The 20,747-nt window shown below is 54.3% G+C and carries 21 protein-coding genes and 1 tRNA gene; 9 read left to right on the top strand and 13 right to left on the bottom strand.

Annotated elements, in window-relative coordinates; translation table 11 throughout:
* Positions 1-44 precede the first annotated feature (44 nt).
* On the bottom strand, positions 45-1,331 hold the full coding sequence (locus AC1MKH_RS12045) for a citrate synthase (RefSeq protein WP_276221346.1): 1,287 nt from the start codon (positions 1,329-1,331) through the stop codon (positions 45-47).
* A 647-nt stretch (positions 1,332-1,978) separates the two neighbouring features.
* Here AC1MKH_RS12045 and AC1MKH_RS12040 point away from each other — a divergent pair.
* Positions 1,979-2,140, top strand: a complete 162-nt coding sequence (locus tag AC1MKH_RS12040; RefSeq protein WP_276221348.1) for a hypothetical protein — start codon at positions 1,979-1,981, stop codon at positions 2,138-2,140.
* 75 nt (positions 2,141-2,215) lie between these two features.
* Here AC1MKH_RS12040 and AC1MKH_RS12035 read toward each other — a convergent pair whose 3' ends face one another.
* On the bottom strand, positions 2,216-2,428 hold the full coding sequence (locus AC1MKH_RS12035) for a hypothetical protein (protein ID WP_149465146.1): 213 nt from the start codon (positions 2,426-2,428) through the stop codon (positions 2,216-2,218).
* A gap of 208 nt (positions 2,429-2,636) precedes the next feature.
* On the opposite strand from AC1MKH_RS12035, the gene AC1MKH_RS12030 reads away from it, so the two are divergent.
* Together AC1MKH_RS12030 and AC1MKH_RS12025 are read left to right on the top strand one after the other, a co-directional pair.
* On the top strand, positions 2,637-2,996 hold the full coding sequence (locus AC1MKH_RS12030) for a DUF4156 domain-containing protein (RefSeq protein ID WP_276221351.1): 360 nt from the start codon (positions 2,637-2,639) through the stop codon (positions 2,994-2,996).
* A gap of 189 nt (positions 2,997-3,185) precedes the next feature.
* Positions 3,186-3,419, top strand: coding sequence for a hypothetical protein (locus AC1MKH_RS12025; RefSeq protein WP_276221353.1), 234 nt, complete (start codon positions 3,186-3,188; stop codon positions 3,417-3,419).
* A gap of 108 nt (positions 3,420-3,527) precedes the next feature.
* Here AC1MKH_RS12025 and patD read toward each other — a convergent pair whose 3' ends face one another.
* The 6 genes from patD to AC1MKH_RS11995 all read right to left on the bottom strand — a co-directional run bounded on the left by patD (position 3,528) and on the right by AC1MKH_RS11995 (position 10,575).
* The gene (gene patD / locus AC1MKH_RS12020) at positions 3,528-4,952 is read right to left on the bottom strand and encodes an aminobutyraldehyde dehydrogenase (protein ID WP_276221355.1); all 1,425 of its coding nucleotides are present in this window, start codon (positions 4,950-4,952) and stop codon (positions 3,528-3,530) included.
* Between the two features lie 22 nt (positions 4,953-4,974).
* Positions 4,975-5,781 (bottom strand): ABC transporter permease, encoded by an 807-nt coding sequence (locus AC1MKH_RS12015; protein ID WP_276221357.1) that lies wholly within the window; start codon positions 5,779-5,781, stop codon positions 4,975-4,977.
* Positions 5,771-6,712 carry an ABC transporter permease gene (locus AC1MKH_RS12010; RefSeq protein WP_276221360.1) on the bottom strand — a complete coding sequence of 314 codons (942 nt, stop codon included), beginning with the start codon at positions 6,710-6,712 and terminating at the stop codon, positions 5,771-5,773. The genes AC1MKH_RS12015 and AC1MKH_RS12010 overlap by 11 nt, the downstream gene beginning before the upstream one ends.
* Positions 6,713-7,726 carry an ABC transporter ATP-binding protein gene (locus AC1MKH_RS12005; protein WP_276221362.1) on the bottom strand — a complete coding sequence of 338 codons (1,014 nt, stop codon included), beginning with the start codon at positions 7,724-7,726 and terminating at the stop codon, positions 6,713-6,715.
* Between the two features lie 17 nt (positions 7,727-7,743).
* Positions 7,744-8,889, bottom strand: coding sequence for a putative ABC transporter substrate-binding protein YdcS (gene ydcS, locus AC1MKH_RS12000; RefSeq protein ID WP_276221364.1), 1,146 nt, complete (start codon positions 8,887-8,889; stop codon positions 7,744-7,746).
* 273 nt (positions 8,890-9,162) lie between these two features.
* Positions 9,163-10,575, bottom strand: a complete 1,413-nt coding sequence (locus AC1MKH_RS11995) for an aminotransferase-like domain-containing protein (RefSeq protein ID WP_276221365.1) — start codon at positions 10,573-10,575, stop codon at positions 9,163-9,165.
* Positions 10,576-10,903: 328 nt separating this feature from the next.
* Here AC1MKH_RS11995 and AC1MKH_RS11990 point away from each other — a divergent pair, with 328 nt between their 5' ends.
* On the top strand, positions 10,904-11,101 hold the full coding sequence (locus tag AC1MKH_RS11990; protein ID WP_276221367.1) for an ECs_2282 family putative zinc-binding protein: 198 nt from the start codon (positions 10,904-10,906) through the stop codon (positions 11,099-11,101).
* A gap of 458 nt (positions 11,102-11,559) precedes the next feature.
* Here AC1MKH_RS11990 and AC1MKH_RS11985 read toward each other — a convergent pair whose 3' ends face one another.
* Positions 11,560-12,453: a nickel/cobalt efflux protein RcnA gene (locus tag AC1MKH_RS11985; protein ID WP_327621877.1), complete on the bottom strand. Its 894-nt coding sequence runs from the start codon at positions 12,451-12,453 to the stop codon at positions 11,560-11,562.
* 123 nt (positions 12,454-12,576) lie between these two features.
* Here AC1MKH_RS11985 and rcnR point away from each other — a divergent pair, with 123 nt between their 5' ends.
* A complete protein-coding gene (rcnR, locus tag AC1MKH_RS11980) occupies positions 12,577-12,849 on the top strand; it encodes a Ni(II)/Co(II)-binding transcriptional repressor RcnR (protein ID WP_231827328.1) in 273 nt (90 codons plus the stop codon).
* Between the two features lie 10 nt (positions 12,850-12,859).
* Here rcnR and AC1MKH_RS11975 read toward each other — a convergent pair.
* A tRNA-Glu gene (locus AC1MKH_RS11975) sits at positions 12,860-12,935 on the bottom strand.
* Between the two features lie 249 nt (positions 12,936-13,184).
* On the opposite strand from AC1MKH_RS11975, the gene AC1MKH_RS11970 reads away from it, so the two are divergent.
* From AC1MKH_RS11970 to AC1MKH_RS11960, 3 genes are read left to right on the top strand one after another with little or no spacing between them, the layout of a single operon-like run.
* Positions 13,185-14,582, top strand: coding sequence for a cytochrome ubiquinol oxidase subunit I (locus AC1MKH_RS11970; RefSeq protein WP_276221373.1), 1,398 nt, complete (start codon positions 13,185-13,187; stop codon positions 14,580-14,582).
* Entirely contained in the window at positions 14,582-15,592 is a 1,011-nt protein-coding gene (gene cydB, locus AC1MKH_RS11965; RefSeq protein WP_276221375.1) for a cytochrome d ubiquinol oxidase subunit II, read from the top strand. Before AC1MKH_RS11970 ends, cydB begins: the two co-directional genes overlap by 1 nt.
* Positions 15,592-15,717 carry a DUF2474 domain-containing protein gene (locus tag AC1MKH_RS11960; RefSeq protein WP_149465111.1) on the top strand — a complete coding sequence of 42 codons (126 nt, stop codon included), beginning with the start codon at positions 15,592-15,594 and terminating at the stop codon, positions 15,715-15,717. The genes cydB and AC1MKH_RS11960 overlap by 1 nt, the downstream gene beginning before the upstream one ends.
* A 50-nt stretch (positions 15,718-15,767) precedes the next feature.
* Here the strand turns inward: AC1MKH_RS11960 and AC1MKH_RS11955 are convergent, their stop codons facing one another.
* Both AC1MKH_RS11955 and AC1MKH_RS11950 read right to left on the bottom strand, forming a co-directional pair.
* Positions 15,768-17,726, bottom strand: a complete 1,959-nt coding sequence (locus AC1MKH_RS11955; RefSeq protein WP_276221554.1) for a peptidase U32 family protein — start codon at positions 17,724-17,726, stop codon at positions 15,768-15,770.
* A gap of 189 nt (positions 17,727-17,915) precedes the next feature.
* Positions 17,916-18,497, bottom strand: a complete 582-nt coding sequence (locus tag AC1MKH_RS11950; protein WP_276221378.1) for a helix-turn-helix domain-containing protein — start codon at positions 18,495-18,497, stop codon at positions 17,916-17,918.
* A 135-nt stretch (positions 18,498-18,632) separates the two neighbouring features.
* Between AC1MKH_RS11950 and AC1MKH_RS11945 the strand changes: the two genes are divergently transcribed.
* Positions 18,633-19,799, top strand: coding sequence for a benzoate/H(+) symporter BenE family transporter (locus tag AC1MKH_RS11945; protein ID WP_276221380.1), 1,167 nt, complete (start codon positions 18,633-18,635; stop codon positions 19,797-19,799).
* On the opposite strand, the gene AC1MKH_RS11940 is transcribed toward AC1MKH_RS11945, so the two are convergent.
* Positions 19,776-20,651 carry a helix-turn-helix domain-containing protein gene (locus AC1MKH_RS11940; RefSeq protein ID WP_276221382.1) on the bottom strand — a complete coding sequence of 292 codons (876 nt, stop codon included), beginning with the start codon at positions 20,649-20,651 and terminating at the stop codon, positions 19,776-19,778. The two genes, AC1MKH_RS11945 and AC1MKH_RS11940, sit on opposite strands and share 24 nt — an antisense overlap.
* Positions 20,652-20,747: the final 96 nt, after the last annotated feature.

Raw genomic sequence — 20,747 nt, 5'->3', positions numbered from 1 at the left:
AATCGAACGCCTTCTGCCATTGCCTGGCAGAAGGCGTTTTACGGCTATTTACTACTGCGGCGGGAGACATAATCCCGTTGCGTTTCGCCGGTATAAATCTGGCGCGGACGGTAGATAGTCAGCGGGGACTGATGCATCTCGTTCCAGTGTGCCACCCAACCCAGCGTACGGCCTACCGCGGCCACCACCACAAACATGGAAGATGGCAGGCCCATCGCTTTCAGGATCACCGCAGTGTAGAAATCCACGCTCGGCGACAGTCCATTTTCAACAAACCAGGGATCGGTCAACGCCACTTCTTCGAGCGCCATCGCAACCTGTAGCAGACTGTCGGACATCCCCTGCTCCTTCAGCACACGATGACAGGTATCGCGCAGGATCGCCGCGCGAGGATCAAGATTGCGGTAACGCGAGTTACCAAATCCCAAACGGCGAAACGCCTGCGGGTCCCGCTTCGCATTGCGAAGGAACGCCGGTACCTGATCGACCGTTTCAATCTCTTCCAGCATGCGCATGCTGGCTTCATTCGCACCACCGTGCATCGGGCCCCACAACGAGGCCAGCCCTGCCGCCACGCAGGCGAACAGATTCGCACCCGATGACCCCGCCGCGCGAACCGTCGTGGTCGATGCGCACTGGCCATGATCGGCGTGCAGTACCAGAATCTGGTTCATCGCCTGTTCAATCACCGGATTAAGCTGATATTTTTCCGCTGGAATCGCAAACAGCATGTGCAGGAAATTGCCCGCATAGGAGAGATCGTTACGCGGATATTGCGCGGGTTGTTCGATGGTAAATTTATAGCTCATTGCCGCAAGCGTCGGCATTTTAGACAGTAATCGCGTAGCCGCCAGCGCCCGGTGTTCGGGATTTTCCACATCCAGCACATCGTGATAGAACGCCGCCAGCGCCCCCACCATGGCGCACATCAGCGCCATCGGATGCGAGTCGCGACGAAAACCGCTGCACATCTTTGACATCTGCTCATGCACCAGCGTGTGCCGCGTAATGTTTTGTCGGAAGGCCTGATAACGGGATTCGTCCGGTGCGTGGCCTTCCAGCAAAATGTAAGCCACTTCCAGAAAGTCGCACTGACTGGCCAGTTGCTCAATCGGATAACCACGGTGTAGCAGAATGCTTTTTTCCGTATCGATATAGGAAATCGCTGACTGACAGCCCGCTGTGTTAGAAAAACCGGGATCAAAGCCGCATAAGCCAGACTGATTCAGCGCCCGGATATCCATACCATCGTGCCCAAGCGTTGCTGACACGCGGTCCAGTATCACAGGCTCCTGCCCGTCCAAAGAAAGCGTTAGTGGTTTAGCACCCATCGGTAAGTGTCCCCTGTGCAATACAAAGCCATAACCTGAGGTAATATTTCAGGCAGAAAAACCAACATAACCAGAGCGATGGGGCGATTCTTTGATGTAAACGGCTAAAACAACGATAAAACGTGCGATGAATAAAAAACGGAGGTTGTTTATGGCTGCGCATTCAAAAATTCAAAGAAAAAGGGTGCATTGAAGATACCAGCCAGCACATGAGATTGGCGGGGATAACCAGGGCAATTAAGCCCGAACGCTGCCGTTTCATAGCCTGCTTCTCCTTGACCCGAGGGTCTGTAAGAGGCTAATCTTTATGTGTCGCATGTAGATATCGCCTCAGATTAATGTTTAACGTCTTGCCGGACGTTGAATGTAGTCTGGGGCTTTTCTCTATCTGCCTTTTGATATTTGCCTGAGACAGATAGCCTCAAGCACCCGACGCAATATTACCTCTTCTTCTCTCTACTCCCGCAGTCTGAAAGCGGACCTGCCGTACTGTTCATTGGCGTTAATCCTGGCTTTCACCACTGAAGAAACGGTTGAAGAACCAACAATCAGGGAGATTCTGTGAAGATTACCGCTCGTTGCGATCCTGATATATAGACCTGTGTTATACATGCCGCGTTCAATTGAAGAATGTATCAGGAAGCGTTATGAAAAAATTTGCGATGATCTTTGCCATTATTCTGGCGACGGCAACCGTCAGCGGTTGCGCACCATGGTGGGGACCGGCTGGACACGGTGGTCCTGGCGGGCATGGTGGCCAACATTCAGGCGGACCAGGCAATGGTCATGGTGGCCCGGGCGGTCGTTAATCAATGTGATTGCCCAGCCCAATCGTTCTGGAGATTGCAAAATACACCGCCCGAAGGCGGTGTATGCCAGCTTTGTTAGTGATGCACTAATTCACCAGAGCTGTGTTTTGGCCCGAGTCGTCCCGCCTCTTTCAAGATTTCCTCAATAAGTTCCTCAAGGCACTCTTTGCCATGATGGTCGCATACCAGATGCACCTGCCGCGATATCTCTTCTGTCTGCATACCATCACACAAGGCTGATTTGAGCATCACCGCTGCCCAGCGTTTCGCTTCAGAGTGAGTTAACATACCCCCTCCCGATTCAGGATACCTTTCTAAGCGTAGCCCTCAGGATGCAAATATCCAGCATGAGAATAATCACCAAGAGAAACAAAATATGTCACATTAATTCAGGTCTGTTCATCCCACATTCATTAACTATATTAATTGCTCACATTGATTATTCACAAAAACTCGATTAGCCTGTATCGGAAAAATCGCAACTGGATAATGAGTAATGAAGAAGAAAATGATAGCGCTATTTGTCATCAGCCTGGCCGGGTGCAGCGCAAATAGTGTCCAGAGCAATGCCGCGCACGTAAGAGTCACGAATAACGAACCGGGTCGCGAATGTAAGTTCCTTGGCGATATCACCGGAAGCCAGGGCAATTTCTTTACCGGCGGCTGGACATCAAACAGCAATCTTGAGACTGGCGCGCGTAATGATCTGAAAAATAAAGCGGCCAATATGGGCGGGAATGTGGTCGCGCTCATCACGCAAAGAGCGGGCCAAACCGGCGGCGCTTATGGCGGTACGGGTTCTTCCGAACAGACCAATGTCACGTTATCAGGCAATGTTTATCGCTGCCCCGAGTAAATATCAGGCCCATAACCGGGCCTTTCACTCATTCCAGATTTAAAAATTAAATAACAATAATACCCCTTCCGGCATCAGCAATTTTATCATTCTGACCACAAAGAAAATTCCCATAATAAATTCGACATAAAAAAGTTAATCTAGAGTTAATACTGAGGTTTTCATCAACGTGAAATGGAGGATTGATAATTGTCTATTCAACACGACGAAAAAGGCCAGGTTGTTATTGGAGAAGCTGCGCTCGCTCTTGCTCTTAGCGAGAAAGAGATAAGCATTAATTCGCTCATTACACAGCTATCGCGGATGGAAATGGGCTGCGTGACTAATGACAGGATACAATCAATTGCCAACGCCAGAGACTGGCTTAAGAGTTTCGAGCATCCTCAGGACGTTGCGGCATGTCTGCCCTACCTTAACAGCTAAAGTGAACTGTCTTTATCTCGAACAGAAGTGATATTCCTGGACGGTGTCGAGTTTCCGCCGGAAAACAGCGAAGAAGTGGCTGCATACAATACAGCCACTTAGCGAATTTTAATGTTTCACCATCACATGCCGCACGACCGTATAATCTTCCAGCCCGTACAGCGACATATCCTTGCCGTATCCCGACAGTTTCTGCCCTCCGTGCGGCATTTCACTTACCAGCATAAAGTGGGTATTGACCCATGTGCAGCCATATTGCAACCGCGCGCTGACGCGATGTGCGCGGCCAACATCCTGCGTCCACACGGAAGACGCCAGCCCATACTGTGAGTCGTTCGCCCACGCCAGCACCTGCGCTTCGTCATCAAATGCGGTCACACTCACCACCGGACCGAAGACTTCACGCTGTACAATGTCGTCCTGCTGCTGCGCGCCCGCCAGCAGCGTCGGCAGGAAGTAATAACCTTTACTCTCAGCCTTATGACCACCGGTGATCACCTTGACGTGCGGCAGCGCTTTCGCTTTGTCTACCGCCGCGCTAACACGTTCAAGATGGGCAATCGAACTCAGTGGCCCCAGTTCAGTACGCTCATCATTCGGATCGCCGATTTTCAGGCTGGCCACTGCCGCGCCGAGTTTTTCAACTAACCGCTCATAGACCCCTTTCTGCGCATAAATGCGACAGGCGGCGGTACAATCCTGCCCGGCATTGTAGAAACCAAAGGTGCGCACGCCCTCAACCACGGCATCAATATCCGCATCATCAAAGACGATCACCGGCGCTTTCCCGCCCAGCTCCATATGCGTACGTTTTACCGAGGATGCGGTATGCGCAATGATGTGCTCCCCGGTGGCGATTGAACCGGTCAGCGACACCATACGAACTTTAGGGTGTCCGGTCAGCGGGTCGCCGACGGTTTTGCCTCGGCCAAACAGCACGTTCAACACGCCCGCCGGGAAGATATCTTTCGCCAGTTCGGCCAGCGCCAGCGCGGTCAGCGGCGTGATTTCAGACGGTTTGATCACCACGCAGTTGCCCGCCGCCAGCGCCGGGGCCAGCTTCCAGGCCGCCATCATCAGCGGATAGTTCCACGGGGCGATAGAGGCGACAACGCCTACCGGATCGCGCCGGATCATGGACGTGTGCCCTTCCAGATACTCTCCCGCCGCCAGGCCATTGAGACAACGCGCCGCACCGGCAAAGAAGCGGAAGACATCAACAATGGCCGGAAGCTCATCATTCAGCACACAGTGTAATGGTTTACCGCAGTTTAATGACTCCAGTTTTGCCAGCGTTTGGGCATGCGCTTCGATGGTATCCGCCAGCTTTAGCAGGCATTCCGCGCGGTGCTTCGGCGTGGTTTGCCCCCACTCGACGAAGGCACGGTCGGCCGCCTCTACGGCTGCGTTCACCTGCTGAGGAGACGCCTCGGCTATCTCCAGCAATACCGCGCCCGTTGCCGGGTTGTACACGGGCTGCGTCTCACCTTCACCCGCTACCAGCTCGCCATTAATCAATAAGTTATGTTGCATCGCTGTATCCTGTCTGATTGAGTTATTTACCACCGCTGGCAGCTGTCTCATCATCACGAGTCAGCCACCATGCCCCTAAAATCGGTATTGCTGTAATCATCATCACCAGAAGCGCCACAACATTGGTGACCGGAACATCACGCGGCCTGCCCAGCTGATTTAACAACCACAGCGGCAACGTGCGCTCATGGCCTGCAGTAAAGGTCGTCACGATGATTTCATCAAACGACAGCGCGAAAGCCAGCATTCCGCCCGCCAGCAGTGCGGATCCCAGATTCGGCAGAACGACATAGCGGAAGGTTTGCCAACCGCTGGCCCCGAGATCCATCGATGCCTCGACCAGGCTCCATGAGGTCCGGCGAAAACGCGCAATCACATTATTGAATACCACCACCACGCAAAACGTGGCGTGCCCTATCACTATCGTCAGCAGACCGGGTTCAAGCCACACCGTTTTGAAGGCGCTAAGCAGCGCCAGGCCCGTCACGATGCCCGGCAAAGCAATTGGCAACAGCAGCAGCAACGAAATCGCGTTTTTGCCAAAAAACTCACTGCGCCAGAGCGCGGCGGCGGCCAGCGTCCCCAGAACCAGCGCAATAGCCGTCGATAACGAGGCAATTTTAAGTGACAGTGTCACCGCCTCAAGAATATCGCTGCGCCCGGCGGCTTCACTAAACCAGCGTAGCGTCAGCCCTTGCGGCGGGAAGCTAAACGCGGCGTCCTCGGTGTTGAAGGCGTAGATAGCGATAATCAGCAGCGGGAAGTGAAGAAATATCACGCCGCCCCAGGCCGCGATACGAACGAACAACGGTGCGCGATTAGAGTGCATCGAAGGCTCCCAGGCGTTTCACAAACGCCAGATAAAGCGCAATCAGCACGATGGGGACCAGCGTAAACGCAGCGGCCATTGGCATATTGCCAATCGCTCCCTGCTGGGAATAGACCATGTTGCCGATAAAATAGCCCGGCGGCCCCACCAACTGCGGCACGATAAAGTCGCCGAGCGTCAGTGAAAAGGTAAAGATGGAGCCTGCCGCCACGCCGGGGATCGCCAGCGGCAATACCACATAGCGAAACGTCTGGCGCGGGTGTGCGCCCAAATCGGCGGAAGCCTGCATCAACGACGGCGGAAGACGCTCCAGCGCCGCCTGAATCGGCAGGATCATAAAGGGCAGCCAGATATAGACGAACACAAGAAAACGCCCCAGCCCGGAGGTGGATAGCGTATTTCCGCCGACGCCAGGCACGGTCAAAATTGCGCTTAACACACTGCCGAGCCCCATATGGTTGAGAAACCACTGCGCCACGCCATCTTTCGCCAACAGTAGCGTCCAGGCGTACGCCTTAACGATATAGCTGGCCCACATCGGTAACATCACCGCGATGTAGAAAAACGCCTTCATCTTGCCCGAGGTGTAGCGTGCCATGTACCACGCCATCGGAAATGCCAGAATGGCGCTGGCAATCGTCACCGCGATGGCCATGGTGAGCGTCCGCAGAATGATGTCGTAGTTGGCGGGGTTAAGCAGCGCCCAAAGGTTCGCCAGCGTGAGGTCCGGCGTTACCGACATGGTGAAATCGTCGAAGGTATAGAACCCCTGCCACAACAGCGTCAGCAGCGAACCAAAGTAAACGACGCCGAACCACATCAACGGCCCCAGCAACAATAAAAAGAGCCCCAGCGCGGGCTTACGCCAGAACAAACCGGAAAGCCGCGCAGAACCGGCTGAAGGGCTGGATTTGCCGATACTCATCTCCATTTACCTCCCTCCATCCAGCGGCACCATCGCGTCGCGTGCCCACGATGCCAGCACCGTCTGTCCGGTTTGCGGCCCGCCGGGGGTAAGGCCCGTGGAGACGTTGGCTTCACTGACCAGCAGTTTTCCGCCACCTTCAAGCAGCAGTTCAAAACGCGTGGCGGCCCCCTGATACTGTACCGACTGCACCACACCGCGGGCCTGAATTTCTCCTGGCGTATTCAGGCGAATATGTTCCGGGCGCAGCGACCAGTCGCCGCTCATTGCGCAAAGTGTTGTCGCCAGGGCCGAATCAAAGACGTTCGAAGTGCCGACAAACCCGGCGACAAACGGCGTGCGTGGGCGCAAATAGAGTTCACGCGGCGTGTCCACCTGCTCAATGCGACCGTTATTGAACACCGCGACCCGATCGGACATCGACAGCGCTTCGCCCTGATCGTGGGTGACAAAAATAAAGGTGATCCCAAGTTCCTGTTGCAGCTTTTTCAACTCAACCTGCATCTGTTCACGCAGTTTAAGATCCAGCGCGCCCAGCGGTTCGTCCAGCAGCAGAACGCGCGGCTGATTGACCAGCGCACGCGCGATTGCCACACGTTGACGCTGCCCGCCGGAAAGCTGTGACGGTTTACGCGTGTGCGCAAACCCGAGCGCGACCTGATCCAGCGCCTGCCGTGCACGCGCATGACGCTCTTTTTTCCCGACGCCTTTCACCATCAGCCCATAAGCCACATTATCGAGAATCGACATATGCGGAAACAGCGCGTAATCCTGGAACACCGTATTCACATCACGCTCCCACGGCGGGAGCTCGCTGGCCTGACGGCCAAAAATGGAAATTGTCCCGCCTGAAAGCTGTTCAAAACCGGCAATCAGCCGCAGGCAGGTGGTTTTACCGGAGCCCGATGGCCCCAGCATCGAAAAGAACTCCCCGTCGTGGATGGCAATACTGACGCCATCCACCGCACGAACCTCACCATACAGACGGGAGACATCATGAAACTCTACTGCGTACGTCATGTTTCACTCCCGGGCGATCAGCGACCACCCATAATGGCGATATAATCCTGCGTCCAGCGGCTGTAAGGCACATATTTCCCGCCTTCCGCCACCGGCGTTTTCCAGAATGCGATTTTGTCGAAGAAGTTATAGCCGTTAGTTTCACAGCCTTTGTCGCCCAGCAGCGGGCTGGCTTTACAGCCTTCTGCTACCACCGGCAGCGAGCCAAACCAGGCCGCCACGTCACCCTGAACTTTTGGCGTCAACGACCAGTTCATCCACTTGTACGCACAAACCGGATGTTTCGCCTCGGCATGCAGCATGGTGGTATCCGCCCAGCCGGTGACGCCTTCTTTCGGGAAGACAGTGGCAATCGGCTGGCCTTCGCCCTTCAGGCCGTTAGCCTGATACGGCCACGCGCTGGACGCCACCACGCCTTCGTTTTTAAAGTCGCTCATCTGGACGGTTGTATCGTGCCAGTAGCGGTGGATTAACCCATGCTGATCGCGCAGTACTTTCAGCACCGCTTGATACTGTTCTTCGGTCAGTTGATAAGGATCGTCAATACCCAGCGCCGGTTGCGTGGCTTTCACGAACAACGCGGCATCGGCGATATAAATCGGGCCATCGTAGGCCTGAACGCGGCCCTGGTTGGATTTGCCATCCGACAGATTCTGTTTCACAAAGACAACGTTCCAGGAATCCGGCGGCGTCGGGAATATTTTGGTGTTATACATCAGCAGGTTTGGCCCCCACTGATACGGCGTACCGTATACTTTGCCACCGACGTTAAACCAGGCGCCTTTTTCCAGACGCGGGTCGAGGGTTTTCCAGTTAGCGATCAGTTCAGGATTAATCGGCTGCACGCGCTTGCCCATAATCAGGCGCAGCGAGGCGTCACCGGACGCGGTGACAAGGTCATAGCCGCCCTTCGCCATCAGGCTCACCATTTCATCTGACGTCGCGGCGGTTTTAACGTTAATTTTGCAGCCGCTCTCTTTTTCAAACTGGCTCACCCAATCGTACTGTTTATCCGTTTCGCCCCGTTCGATGTAACCCGGCCAGGCGATAATATCCAAACGCCCTTCTCCTTTATCGAGTGATTTAGGCGGTTCGGCGGCGTGCGCCATAGCGATAGTCATCCCGAGCGCGCACAGGCTGCTGCAGGCAAATTTCTTGCTCATAAAGATTTACTCCTGTCACAATGAAATTGAGCGGCAGCCGTGCCGTAAAAATATCTCCCTCACTAAAAATAGATGGCGTAACTCAAGGCCTCGCGGGCACGCGAAGAAATTTGTGCAGGTTGTGACAAAGTACGCATTCCGCGTATCTGAAAGGATGACCTGCTTAGAATATGGATTATAGACAAGGAGTTAGGGCGTGGTGTGGCTATGCGAATTTCCTATGACCGCAGCGGAATAAAATAACCCACGGTCATTGTTCAAACATAACGAAAATTAATTCAGAAGCTGGCGAATGAGTTTACCGAGTATTTCCACTGCGCGATCTTCCCGCTCTCCCCAGCCCCACGCGGTATTAAAACGGAAAAAAGACGCCCAGTTATCGGTGGTGGAAAACATTTTGCCCGGTGCAATGCTGATGTGATGTTCAAGCGCCATCGCGCTGAGCACGCCGGCATCAACTCCGGCGGGCAACTCCAGCCATAGGAAATAGCCACTGTCGTTATGATGAATTTTGACTTCCGGCGGCAGATGACGCAGCAATGCCTGCCACGCCAGCTGCTTACGCTCAGCCAGTTGGCGGCGCAGACGCCGCAAATGCGCGTCGTAACGTTTGGTGGCAAGATAATCCACCAGCGCCATCTGCATCGGCGAACTGGTTGAGAGCGTGCTCATCAACTGCAAATGCTGAATCCGCCGGGCGTGCTTGCCTGCGGCCACCCAGCCAATCCGGAAGCCCGGCACCAGACACTTGGAAAAAGAGCTACAGTGCAGCGTCATATCGTCGCGATCCCACGCCTTCGCAGGAAGGGGTTTATCGCGGCCAAAGTAGAGCTCGCTGTACACATCATCTTCTATCAGCGTCACATTGTGCGCCGTCAGCAACACCACAAGCTGCGCTTTCTTCTCCGGAGACAGCGTGAAACCCAGCGGATTCTGGCTATTGGTCATCAGCCAGCAGGCTTTCACCGGATAATTTTGCAGCGCCTGCGCCAGCGCGTCGAGATCGATACCTTCTTTCACATCCGTCGCCACTGAGAGCGCTTTCAGTTTCAATCGCTCCAGCGCCTGCAACGCACCGTAGAAACAGGGGTTTTCAACGATCACCCAATCACCCGGCTCGGTCACCGCCTGCAGGCTCAGATTCAGCGCTTCGAGCGCTCCGGCGGTGATCACTATCTCATCGGGAGAAACCGTTATGCCCTGCAACGCGTAACGCCGGGCGATAGCGTGACGCAGTTCATCATTGCCCGGCGGCAGGTTTTCAATCACGCTCATCGCCGTCGCGGTTTTGCTTACCTGCGCCAGCGAGCGGTTTAACTGCGGCAGTGGAAACAGCCGTGGGTCAGGAAACGCCGAGGCAAACGGCAACACAGACGCATCGCGACTGGCCTGTAGTACTTCAAAAATGTAGGTGTTGATATCAACGGCTTCATCACGCATCACCTGCGCGGGCGGGCGGCTGGGACGTTGCACCACCGCACGCGGCGCAACGTAATAGCCCGACTGCGGGCGGGCGATGATTCGCCCCTGGCTTTCCAGCAACTGATAAGCGTGGCTCACGGTCATAAAACTCATGCCACTGTTCACCACCTGCTCACGCAGCGACGGTAGCTTGTCGCCGGGTTGCCAGACGCCGTTCTCTATCTGATCCGTCATCTGTTGCGCAAGCCGCTGGTATTTTTTCATCGCTTTGTCCGATTTACGATTGAGTAACCTGCATCTTATAACAGTTTTACAAAAACTTCATTTTTGCGTAACTGTTATGAATAGTCCGAAAGTGCGTTTTTTCTGAAGTACGTATTAGACATAAACGCAATGAACAATAATCATGAGGGTATTCGACGACTACCCATCATGGGGAATGGTCAATTACCGCAGTAACAATAACACTGTGTTAAAGCGTACGGATTTGTAAAAAGTATTAAGAATCAGCAAAGAATGAAATCTTGACTGGAAAAGTTGCGCGGATGAGATATGAATTATAGAGGACGGTAATATGGCGTTAAGGAGCGTTATGCAGGATCACACCTATTTATGCCCGGGTTGCGAAGAACCCATATTTAAACCGGGCACGGTCATTTACACGCCAGAAGAGATAAGCAACTGTTGCTGCCAACAATGCGGCCGCGCGTACACGCCTGAAGATGTGATCAACCAGGCGCGTAAAGCCGCCGCAGACCTGCTGCGCAACGCCCTGCACTGCCACGGATGAACGTCAGTGCCGACGCTTAGCGCCAGTATGTATGTCTTTTCTTGATTGGCCCACGGAATAACGAGGGAGCGGTTTTCTTACTGCGAGTCAATAACATAAGCAGCACACACATAAAGCTAATAAAACCTAAAAAAACGCCCTGACCTGCGGCGATCATTAGGTGCATTAAAGATGTATATTCAACGATCATATCAGCCAGACTTCTTTATACTCTTACTGCCCACTGCGGGTGGTTAAAAAATCAGCAAAAGAAAATGTGTAATTATCAGAAAAGGGTTTTATTAGCCGACGAAGAAAATGGCACGTCGGTTAACCGGCGCAAATTATATGACAGGATGCAGTAAAAACGGAACTGCTAATTCTGGCAATCGCGCTATGCGTCACAGGAAAAAGATTGCAAAATGTTAAGTAAAAACCCAATCGTACATTTCCCGTGACGCCGCAATGCAGCAATTTTGTTAATTCATCACACCAAGGTAGCCGTGTATCGCCATATATAACCCAACAGCGCCAATCAGTGCGCTGGAGAAATAAGGCGCGCGGCGGGCCAGGGTATCAAAACCGCGCCAGCGTTTGGCGACCTGTCGAACGCTGACTGCCGCCCCAACCCCCACGGTGACCAGTGTCAACGCCAGCCCGATACTGAAACAAACCACCAGGGTTGCCCCCAGCGTCACCGCCTTAAGCTGAATACAAATAAGCAGTACGGTGATTGCGGCCGGGCATGGAATCAACCCACCCGTCAGACCGAACAGCAGAATTTGCCAGTTAGTCACCTCTTTACCGCTGAACCGACGCTTAATATCCGAGGCATGCGCCAGGGCATGAGCATCCTGATACTCCCGGGAGTTCACATCCAGCCCGGCAAACTCGGCATGTGAGTGGTGGTGGTCGTCGTGATGATGGTCGTGGTCGTGGTCGTGGTCGTGGTCGTGGTCGTGGTCGTGGTCGTGGTCGTGGTCGTGGTCGTGAGGATGGTGCCCCTCTTCTTGCATCTGCACTAACCAGTTTTTCTCACCGCGCCAGGTCCGCCAGAACATCCAGAAAGCAGTCGACAGAATAATGACAGCAGAAGCCAGTTGCAGCCACGGTTCCGCCGATTCTGCGGTAAACTTATTGCTGATATACATCCCGCCAAAAGCAATCAACCAGACCACCATGGTATGGGAAAGCGTCGCCGCCAGCCCCAACATTGCCGCCTGTCTTACCGTGCCTTTAATGGCGATGATAAAAGCCGCCATCATCGTTTTCGAATGCCCCGGCTCCAGCCCGTGAAGCGCGCCAAGCAAAATGGCACTCGGAATGAAAAACCAGGCATTTCCTTGCTGAAGAAGTGTTGTGAATTCGTTCATGATAATAATTATTGGCTAGAGATGGACGTGTCGAATTCTACTCCCCCCCAGTACCGAATACTACCCCCCAGTAGAATGCTAATGCTATAATCAACATCGATTTTAAGTCAGAGAGATATCAGCATGTCGCATACTATTCGAGATAAACAGAAGCTTAAAGCCCGTGCCAGCAAGATTCAGGGGCAGGTGGTGGCGCTCAAAAAAATGCTCGATGAGCCTCATGAATGTGCCGCCGTGTTACAGCAAATCGCAGCGATCCGTGGTGCGGTGAATGGTTTAATGCGCGAAGTCATTAAAGGCCATCTGACGGAACATATCGTTCATCAGGGCGAAGAATTGAAGCGTGAAGAAGATCTTGAAGTGGTGCTGAAGGTACTGGATTCCTATATCAAGTAACCCGGAAATGTGGACCGCCATCGAGGCCTCGAACCCCGTCCCTTCCAATCGAAAATCGTCTGCTCTTCCAGTTGAGCTAATGGCGGATTGTACTGTCATGCTGGACAACGAGCGGCAGAGTAATCCCCTCTACTTCAATGAAAGTTAAACAAAAATCCGGAACCGAAAAAGCTTAACTTTCCTTACATTTCGCTCAGTCATTCGCACGACGATCCTCCCCCGGATGTATAACAGTTAACGCAACTGTTATCTAAAAACATTGCTTTGCTGTACATGTCACAGGATTGTTACGCACCTTACAATTTGACCGAACAAAAATTGATGCGGAGTTTTGCATGTTTGGTCTTGATGCGTTTCACCTGGCGCGAATACAGTTCGCCTTCACCGTCTCCTTTCACATTATCTTTCCCGCCATCACCATCGGGCTTGCCAGCTATCTGGCGGTGCTCGAAGGGTTATGGCTCAAAACCCGTCAGCCGGTCTGGCGTTCGCTCTACCATTTCTGGTCGAAGATTTTTGCCGTTAACTTTGGGATGGGCGTCGTTTCCGGGCTGGTAATGGCCTATCAGTTTGGTACCAACTGGAGCGGATTCTCACAATTTGCAGGCAGCATTACCGGCCCGCTGCTGACCTATGAAGTATTGACCGCCTTTTTCCTCGAAGCAGGCTTCCTCGGCGTAATGCTCTTTGGCTGGAATAAAGTCGGGCCGGGGTTACACTTCTTCGCCACCTGTATGGTGGCGCTGGGTACGCTTATCTCGACATTCTGGATCCTCGCGTCAAACAGCTGGATGCAAACACCGCAGGGATTCGAGATCGTCAACGGTCAGGTCGTACCGGTTGACTGGTTCGCGGTGGTCTTCAACCCTTCATTCCCCTATCGCCTGTTACATATGACGGTGGCGGCTTTCCTGAGCAGCGCCCTGTTTGTCGGCGCATCTGCGGCCTGGCATCTGCTGCGCGGTAATAACACCCCCGCTATCCGCACCATGTTTTCGATGGCCCTGTGGATGACGCTTATCGTCGCGCCCATTCAGGCCATGATTGGTGATATGCACGGTCTGAATACGCTGAAACACCAGCCGGCAAAAATCGCCGCCATTGAAGGTCACTGGGAAAATCCGCCGGGTGAGCCTACGCCGCTGTTGCTGTTTGGCTGGCCCGATATGGAGCAGGAGCGCACCCGCTACGGCCTCGAGATCCCCGCGCTGGGAAGCCTGATCCTCACCCATAGCCTCGACAAACAGGTCCCGGCGCTGAAGGAGTTTGCCAAAGAGGATCGCCCTAATTCCACCATCGTCTTCTGGTCATTTCGCATTATGGCCGGTCTTGGCATGCTGATGCTGCTGTTAGGCGTGGCCGCGCTGTGGCTGCGGAAAAAACAACGACTCTATGTTTCGCGCCCCTTCTTATGGTTTGCGTTGCTGATGGGGCCATCTGGCTTAATCGCCATTCTGGCCGGATGGGTTACCACTGAAGTGGGGCGTCAGCCGTGGGTCGTTTATGGTCTACAGCGCACGGCGGATGCGGTTTCCGCGCACGGTGATTTGCATATGAGTATCAGTCTGCTGGCTTTTTTTGTGGTTTACAGCTCGGTCTTCGGCGTCGGATACAGCTACATGGTGCGCCTGATCCGCAAAGGGCCGCAGGATTTCACCCCACCCGCTGAGGGTACGCCTGCGCGTCCTCTTTCCGCCGCAATTACCCCTACGCATTCACAGGAGCAGCACTGATGGGCGTCGACCTCTCTATTATCTGGTTTGTGATTATCGTCTTCGCCACCCTGATGTATATCGTGATGGATGGCTTTGATTTGGGGATCGGTATTTTGTTCCCGTTCACCCGTAACGCCGCCGACCGTGACGTGATGGTAAACAGCGTCGCCCCGGTGTGGGACGGCAACGAAACCTGGCTGGTGTTGGGCGGGGCGGCGCTGTTTGGTGCGTTTCCGCTGGCCTATGCGGTGATCATTGACGCGCTGACTATCCCATTATCGTTGATGCTGATCGGCCTGATCTTTCGCGGCGTGGCGTTTGAATTTCGCTTTAACGCGACGCCATCACATCGCCCTTTCTGGGATAAAGCCTTTCTGGGCGGCTCTATTGTGGCGACGTTCAGCCAGGGCGTGGTGGTCGGCGCGGTGCTGAACGGTTTTCCGGTGGTTAACCGGACATTCGCCGGTGGCCCGTTCGACTGGCTGACGCCGTTTACGCTGTTCTGTGGATTGGGACTGGTCGTGGCCTACGCCTTGCTGGGCGCAACCTGGCTGGTCATGAAAAGTGAAGATCCATTGCAACGTATTATGCGCCGCCACGCGCGTGGGCTTTTGCTGGCACTGTTGGCGGTGATTGCGGTGATTAGCGCGTGGACGCCGCTGGCGCACCCAGCCATTGCGCAGCGCTGGTTTACGCTACCAAATCTGTGGTTCCTGTTACCGGTTCCCGTGTTGGTGATGGCCGTCAGCCTGGTCACCTGGCGTGCGCTGGCCCACCCGGAATGCCATGCACAGCCGTTTGTCTTGACGCTGGTACTGATTTTCCTCGGTTTTAGTGGACTGGGGATCAGCATCTGGCCGCATATTATTCCGCCCGATATCACCCTGTGGCAGGCGGCTGCGCCGACGCAAAGTCAGGGCTTTATGCTGATTGGTGCCCTGTTGATTATTCCCATTATTCTGGTTTATACCTTCTGGAGCTACTACGTCTTCCGCGGAAAAGTCCAACATGGTGAGGGGTATCACTGATGCAAAAATCATGGCTTCAGCGGCTATTCTGGCTGGTCGCAATCTGGGGCGGAAGCGTGTTAACACTGGCGGTGGTAGGATATTTATTTCGTTTAATGATGACCGCCGCCGGATTTAAATCCTGACGATACGAGACACTATCGGTCCCCTCTCCATATCGGAGAGGGGTTAGCTTTTACTTACGCTTAGGCAACGTCTTCAGCAGTTCATCCGGGCTGACCGATCCGACCACGCTTCCCGGCAGCGGCATCTTCAGGATGTGATTCTTGATTTTCCCGACGACATGCATCTCACACGGGCGACAATCAAACTTCAGCGTCAACACTTCATCACCGTGAACCAGTTGCATCGGCGTAGCGCGCCAGCTCTTGATTGACCCTTTGGCCTGTTTCGGGCACAGATTAAAGGCAAAACGCAGGCAGTGTTTGGTGATCATTACCGGCACATCGCCCTTCTCTTCATGCGCTTCATACGCCGCATCGATAAGCTTCACACCAAAGGTCTGATAGAATTCACGCGCTTTGTGGTTGTAGACGTTTGCCAGGAAACTAAGATGCGTTTCCGGATAGACCGGCGCTGGCGTACTGACCGGTTTACGGCTGCCGCGTTGATACGCCGCCAGACGCGCCGTTTCCAGCATTTCTACGGTTTCGCGACGCAACTGGTTCAGCACACTGTTTGGGACAAACAACGCTTCCGCTAACTGCACGTCGGTGCGGCGCGGGTAATAACAGGTCTGGCCCAGCTTAGCGATACCGTCCTGCAACTGGCTCAGCGCTTTTTCCGCATTGTTGGCCGGGGCAAATTCGCCATCCAGCGTATGGGTGACGCTGACGCCATCTTCGCTGGTCATGGTTAACACCAGTTGCTCCTGCCAGCCCGACAGTTCAACGTCCACGCCGATGCGGCGTTCGCTGGAAGTTTTCAGCAACGCCTGCTGCCAGTTATGGTCAAGGTTACGGTTAAGGACGTGATTTGGGCGCACCTTATACAGATCGGCAGGCATTTCATTTGGCCAAACGCGATAACGGTTTTCACCGGTTTTCTCGACCGTATTCGCACGGAAGCCCACCACTTCGCGTTTAATCAGCACGTTCAGGCCATCGCCATTGGCTAACGGTTCGGTCACTTCTACATCCAGGTGATCTTTGCTGACTTTCAGCACTTCACCGACCGGTAGACCTACGAACTTCGGCGAATCAAAGGCACCGATGTCACCTTTACGCGCGTTAACGAAATAGTCCGTGCTGCCGCGATGGAATGTTTTATCAGTAGACGGAATAAAGAAATGTTCCGTACGCCCCGCAGAAGCGCGCGCCAGGTCGCCGCGTTCTTCAATAATCGCATCGAGCATCTGGCGATAATGGGCGGTGATATTTTTCACATAGCTCATGTCTTTGTATCGCCCTTCAATTTTGAAGGAGCGGACACCCGCATCAATCAACGCGCCAAGGTTGGCGGTTTGATCGTTATCTTTCATCGACAGCAAATGTTTTTCGAACGCCACTACGCGCCCCTGATCGTCCTTCAGGGTATAAGGCAGACGGCAGGCCTGTGAGCAATCACCACGGTTAGCGCTGCGCCCGGTCTGGGCGTGAGAAATATTGCACTGGCCGGAATAGGCCACACACAGCGCGCCATGAATAAAGAATTCGATGGTCGCGTCGGTGCTTTCATGAATTGCCTGAATCTGTTGCAGGTTCAGCTCGCGCGCCAGCACGATCTGACTGAAGCCTACGTCAGAAAGGAATTTCGCTTTCTCAACGCTGCGGATATCGCACTGCGTACTGGCATGCAGCTCAATGGGCGGGATATCCAGCTGCAATATGCCCATATCCTGCACAATCAATGCATCAACGCCGGTCTCGTAGAGATCGGTAATCAGCTTCTGCGCGGGCTCCAGCTCATCATCATGAAGAATGGTATTAAGCGTGATAAAAATCTTCGCACCGTAGCGGTGGGCGAAAGGCACCAGTTCGGCAATATCACTCAGGCTGTTGCTGGCATTATGGCGAGCACCAAAGCCAGGTCCACCGATATAAACCGCGTCCGCACCGTGAAGAATGGCTTCGCGGGCAATCGCCGTATCTCGGGCCGGGCTCAGTAATTCAAGATGATGGTTTTGCAGGCGCATACTGTCGTTGTTATCCGTTGGGGTCAAAATGGCGGCTATTGTAGTCAGATCCTGGCGCAGACCAAACACTTTTCCACCACGTCTGCGCGGTCAATTTCTCATTTCCGGCAAAGTATTGAAGAATTAACTATTTCCGCGCGCACACCGGGCCGATTACAGTGAGTGCGTATTCCGGATTTCCTCGTCACGTTATTGATGATTACTGTCTCTATGACGCACCGCAAGCTCGCTTGCGGTTTTTTCTTTTGGGTAGTGAATCAACGAATGAAAATGCGCGGGCTGGTCGCTGCTGTTGCGATAAGCATGCGCTTCGTCACCGGCAAAACGTAACCCTTCCCCTGGCGTCAGGCTGCGCCACACACCCGCCACGCGCATATCGAGCGTGCCGCTGATGGCCACGACGTGCTCAATGACGCCCTTTTCATGCGGCGTCGATTCGCTTAACGCGCCGGGGGCCAGCACGATGGAAAAGTGGTCAAAGCACAGTTCCGGGTCCCACGGAAAAACCGGCGTAACAACCATCGCCTGCTGCTGTGGATCAAACGCGCCGGGCACCTCAACCTGCGGTGGAGTGATAAAAACTGAAAACGGTACATTCAAGCCAGTGGCAATTTTCCACAACGTCGCCACCGTCGGGCTGGATTCATTACGCTCGATTTGCCCCAGCATCGCTTTGGACACGCCGGTCTCTTCCGCCAGCCGCGACAGACTCCACTCGCGTTGCTGGCGCAGCGATCTCAGCGTGGCTGACAGATGTTGTGCAATATTCATATCACCTCTCCAGTGCAGAAACGGCTTTATTATATCAAAGGTTTACTGAACAGCCTGTGCTAATCATCACTGCTTGTGCGTTATAACGCCCAATGCTACAGTTCTTTTGGACGCTATAACGCACAAGAGGTCAGTATGTTCACTCGTTTTTGCCCCTTCCCAACGCTGATGGCGGGGTTCGTCGCGGTGCTGGTGGGCTACGCCAGCTCAGCCGCAATCATCTGGCAGGCCGCTGCCGCTGCGGGGGCAAACGCCACGCAAATTGCCGGCTGGATGACGGCGTTAGGGCTGGCAATGGGGAGCAGCACGCTGGCGCTGACGCTCTGGAAAAAAGCGCCAATCTTAACGGCCTGGTCAACGCCAGGCGCAGCGCTACTGGTGGGTGGCTTACAGGGTGCAACGCTCAACGAGGCGGTGGGGATTTTTATCTTCGCAAACGCGCTGATTGTATTGTGCGGCGTGACCGGGTTATTTGCCCGGTTAATGAAATGGGTTCCACATTCGCTGGCGGCGGCAATGCTGGCGGGGATCTTACTGCGCTTCGGGTTACAGGCGTTTTCCAGCCTGCAAAATCACCTTGTCCTCTGCGGTAGCATGCTGCTTGCCTGGCTTCTCTGTAAAGTCTTCGCGCCACGTTATGCAGTAGTGGCAGCCCTGATAGTCGGTAGTCTGGTGGCCTGGCTGGGTGGCGAGGTGCAGCGCAATACGCTCACTTTCACCCTCGTTGCGCCTGAATTTATCCCGCCACATTTTTCTCCCGCGCTGCTGCTAAGCGTCGGAGTCCCCTTTTTTCTGGTCACCATGGCCTCACAGAACGCGCCGGGATTCGCCACATTGCAGGCTTCGGGCTATCACATTCCCGCCTCCCCGCTGATCGTATTTACCGGGGGGCTGGCGTTGCTGTTCGCGCCGTTCGGCGTTTACTCCGTCTGTATCGCCGCGATTACCGCGGCTATTTGCCAAAGCCCGGACGCGCATCCACAAGCCGCGCAACGCTGGCGTGCCGCTGCCGCTGCCGGCGTATTTTATCTGTTGGCCGGCCTATTTGGCGGGTCAATCACGGCGTTGATGGCATCACTTCCCGCCGCCTGGATTGAAATGCTGGCAGGGCTGGCGTTGCTGGGAACGCTAAGCGGTAGTCTGTATCAGGCACTGCACCAGGTGAATGAACGTGACGCGGCAATGGTCACTTTTTTGGTCACCGCCAGCGGGCTTTCGCTCGCCGGAGTCGGCTCGGCTTTCTGGGGGTTAATACTGGGTGGCGCAAGTTATGCGCTGCTATCGCAGGTGCGCCGCGCGTAGCTGCGATGGCGTAACGCCCTGCACGCGTTTAAAGCGATTACTGAAGTGGCTGGCCGAGCTAAACCCGCAGGCCAGCGCGATGTCGGTCAGCGGTAACGCGGTCGTGCGCACCAGTTGTTCGGCATGATCCATCCGTCGTTGCATCACATACTGGTGCGGCGCAAGACCGGTTGACTGACGAAACATACGCGCAAAATGATATTCGCTGAGTGCGGCCTGTGCGGCCAGGTCCGCAAGCGTCAGCGGTTGCGACAGGTTGTCGTCAATCCACGCCAGCACATTGCGCAGCACGGTTGGCGCGAGGCCGCCCGTCACAACAGGCAGCCGCCACTGAACGGAGGCGTAATTCTGGATAAGATGTGTCAGCAGCAGTGTACTGGCGCTGCTCAAAGTCAGCTGGCTTGCAGGTTGCTGCCAGTCGCAGCTCAGCAGAAACTGACGATAAAGCGCGGTGATTTTAGCGTCATCGGCAAAGGATTTTTCCTCAAGCTGAATAGCCGTCGGGCTTCGGTCCCAGATCTGCTCGCCAATCTGTTTCAGATGATGGTCAGTGCAATAGAGATGCACGAAAGAGAGGTCGCCGCGAATATCCCACGTTGATTCACACGCCTGCGGCATCAGGCAGAAGCGGTCCGGGCCGCCGCCATTTTTCCATCCGTGCGGCGTTTTCTGATAGCTTTCATAGCCATCCGCTACATAAAGACTCAGCGTATGATGATCGCTTTCAACGGTGACAGTGTCACAATTATTATACCAGGCCGCAAGCTGGATACCTGAATTAAGCACAACCGTATCACGCAGCACGGCGTTCTGACTTTGCAGGCGTTCCAGAGTAGCGTAGGAATGTGTCATTAGCGGTCTGTATCACGATGATTCATAGAGCTAGTCTATGTAGCGACGCCCATGATTGCCAGAGTTGTTCGACTTTGCTCACAAAAAATCCGCAAG

It is taken from the genome of Pseudocitrobacter sp. CD920760 (genome assembly GCF_057782505.1).
This window is presented reverse-complemented; position numbering and strand designations above follow the sequence as displayed.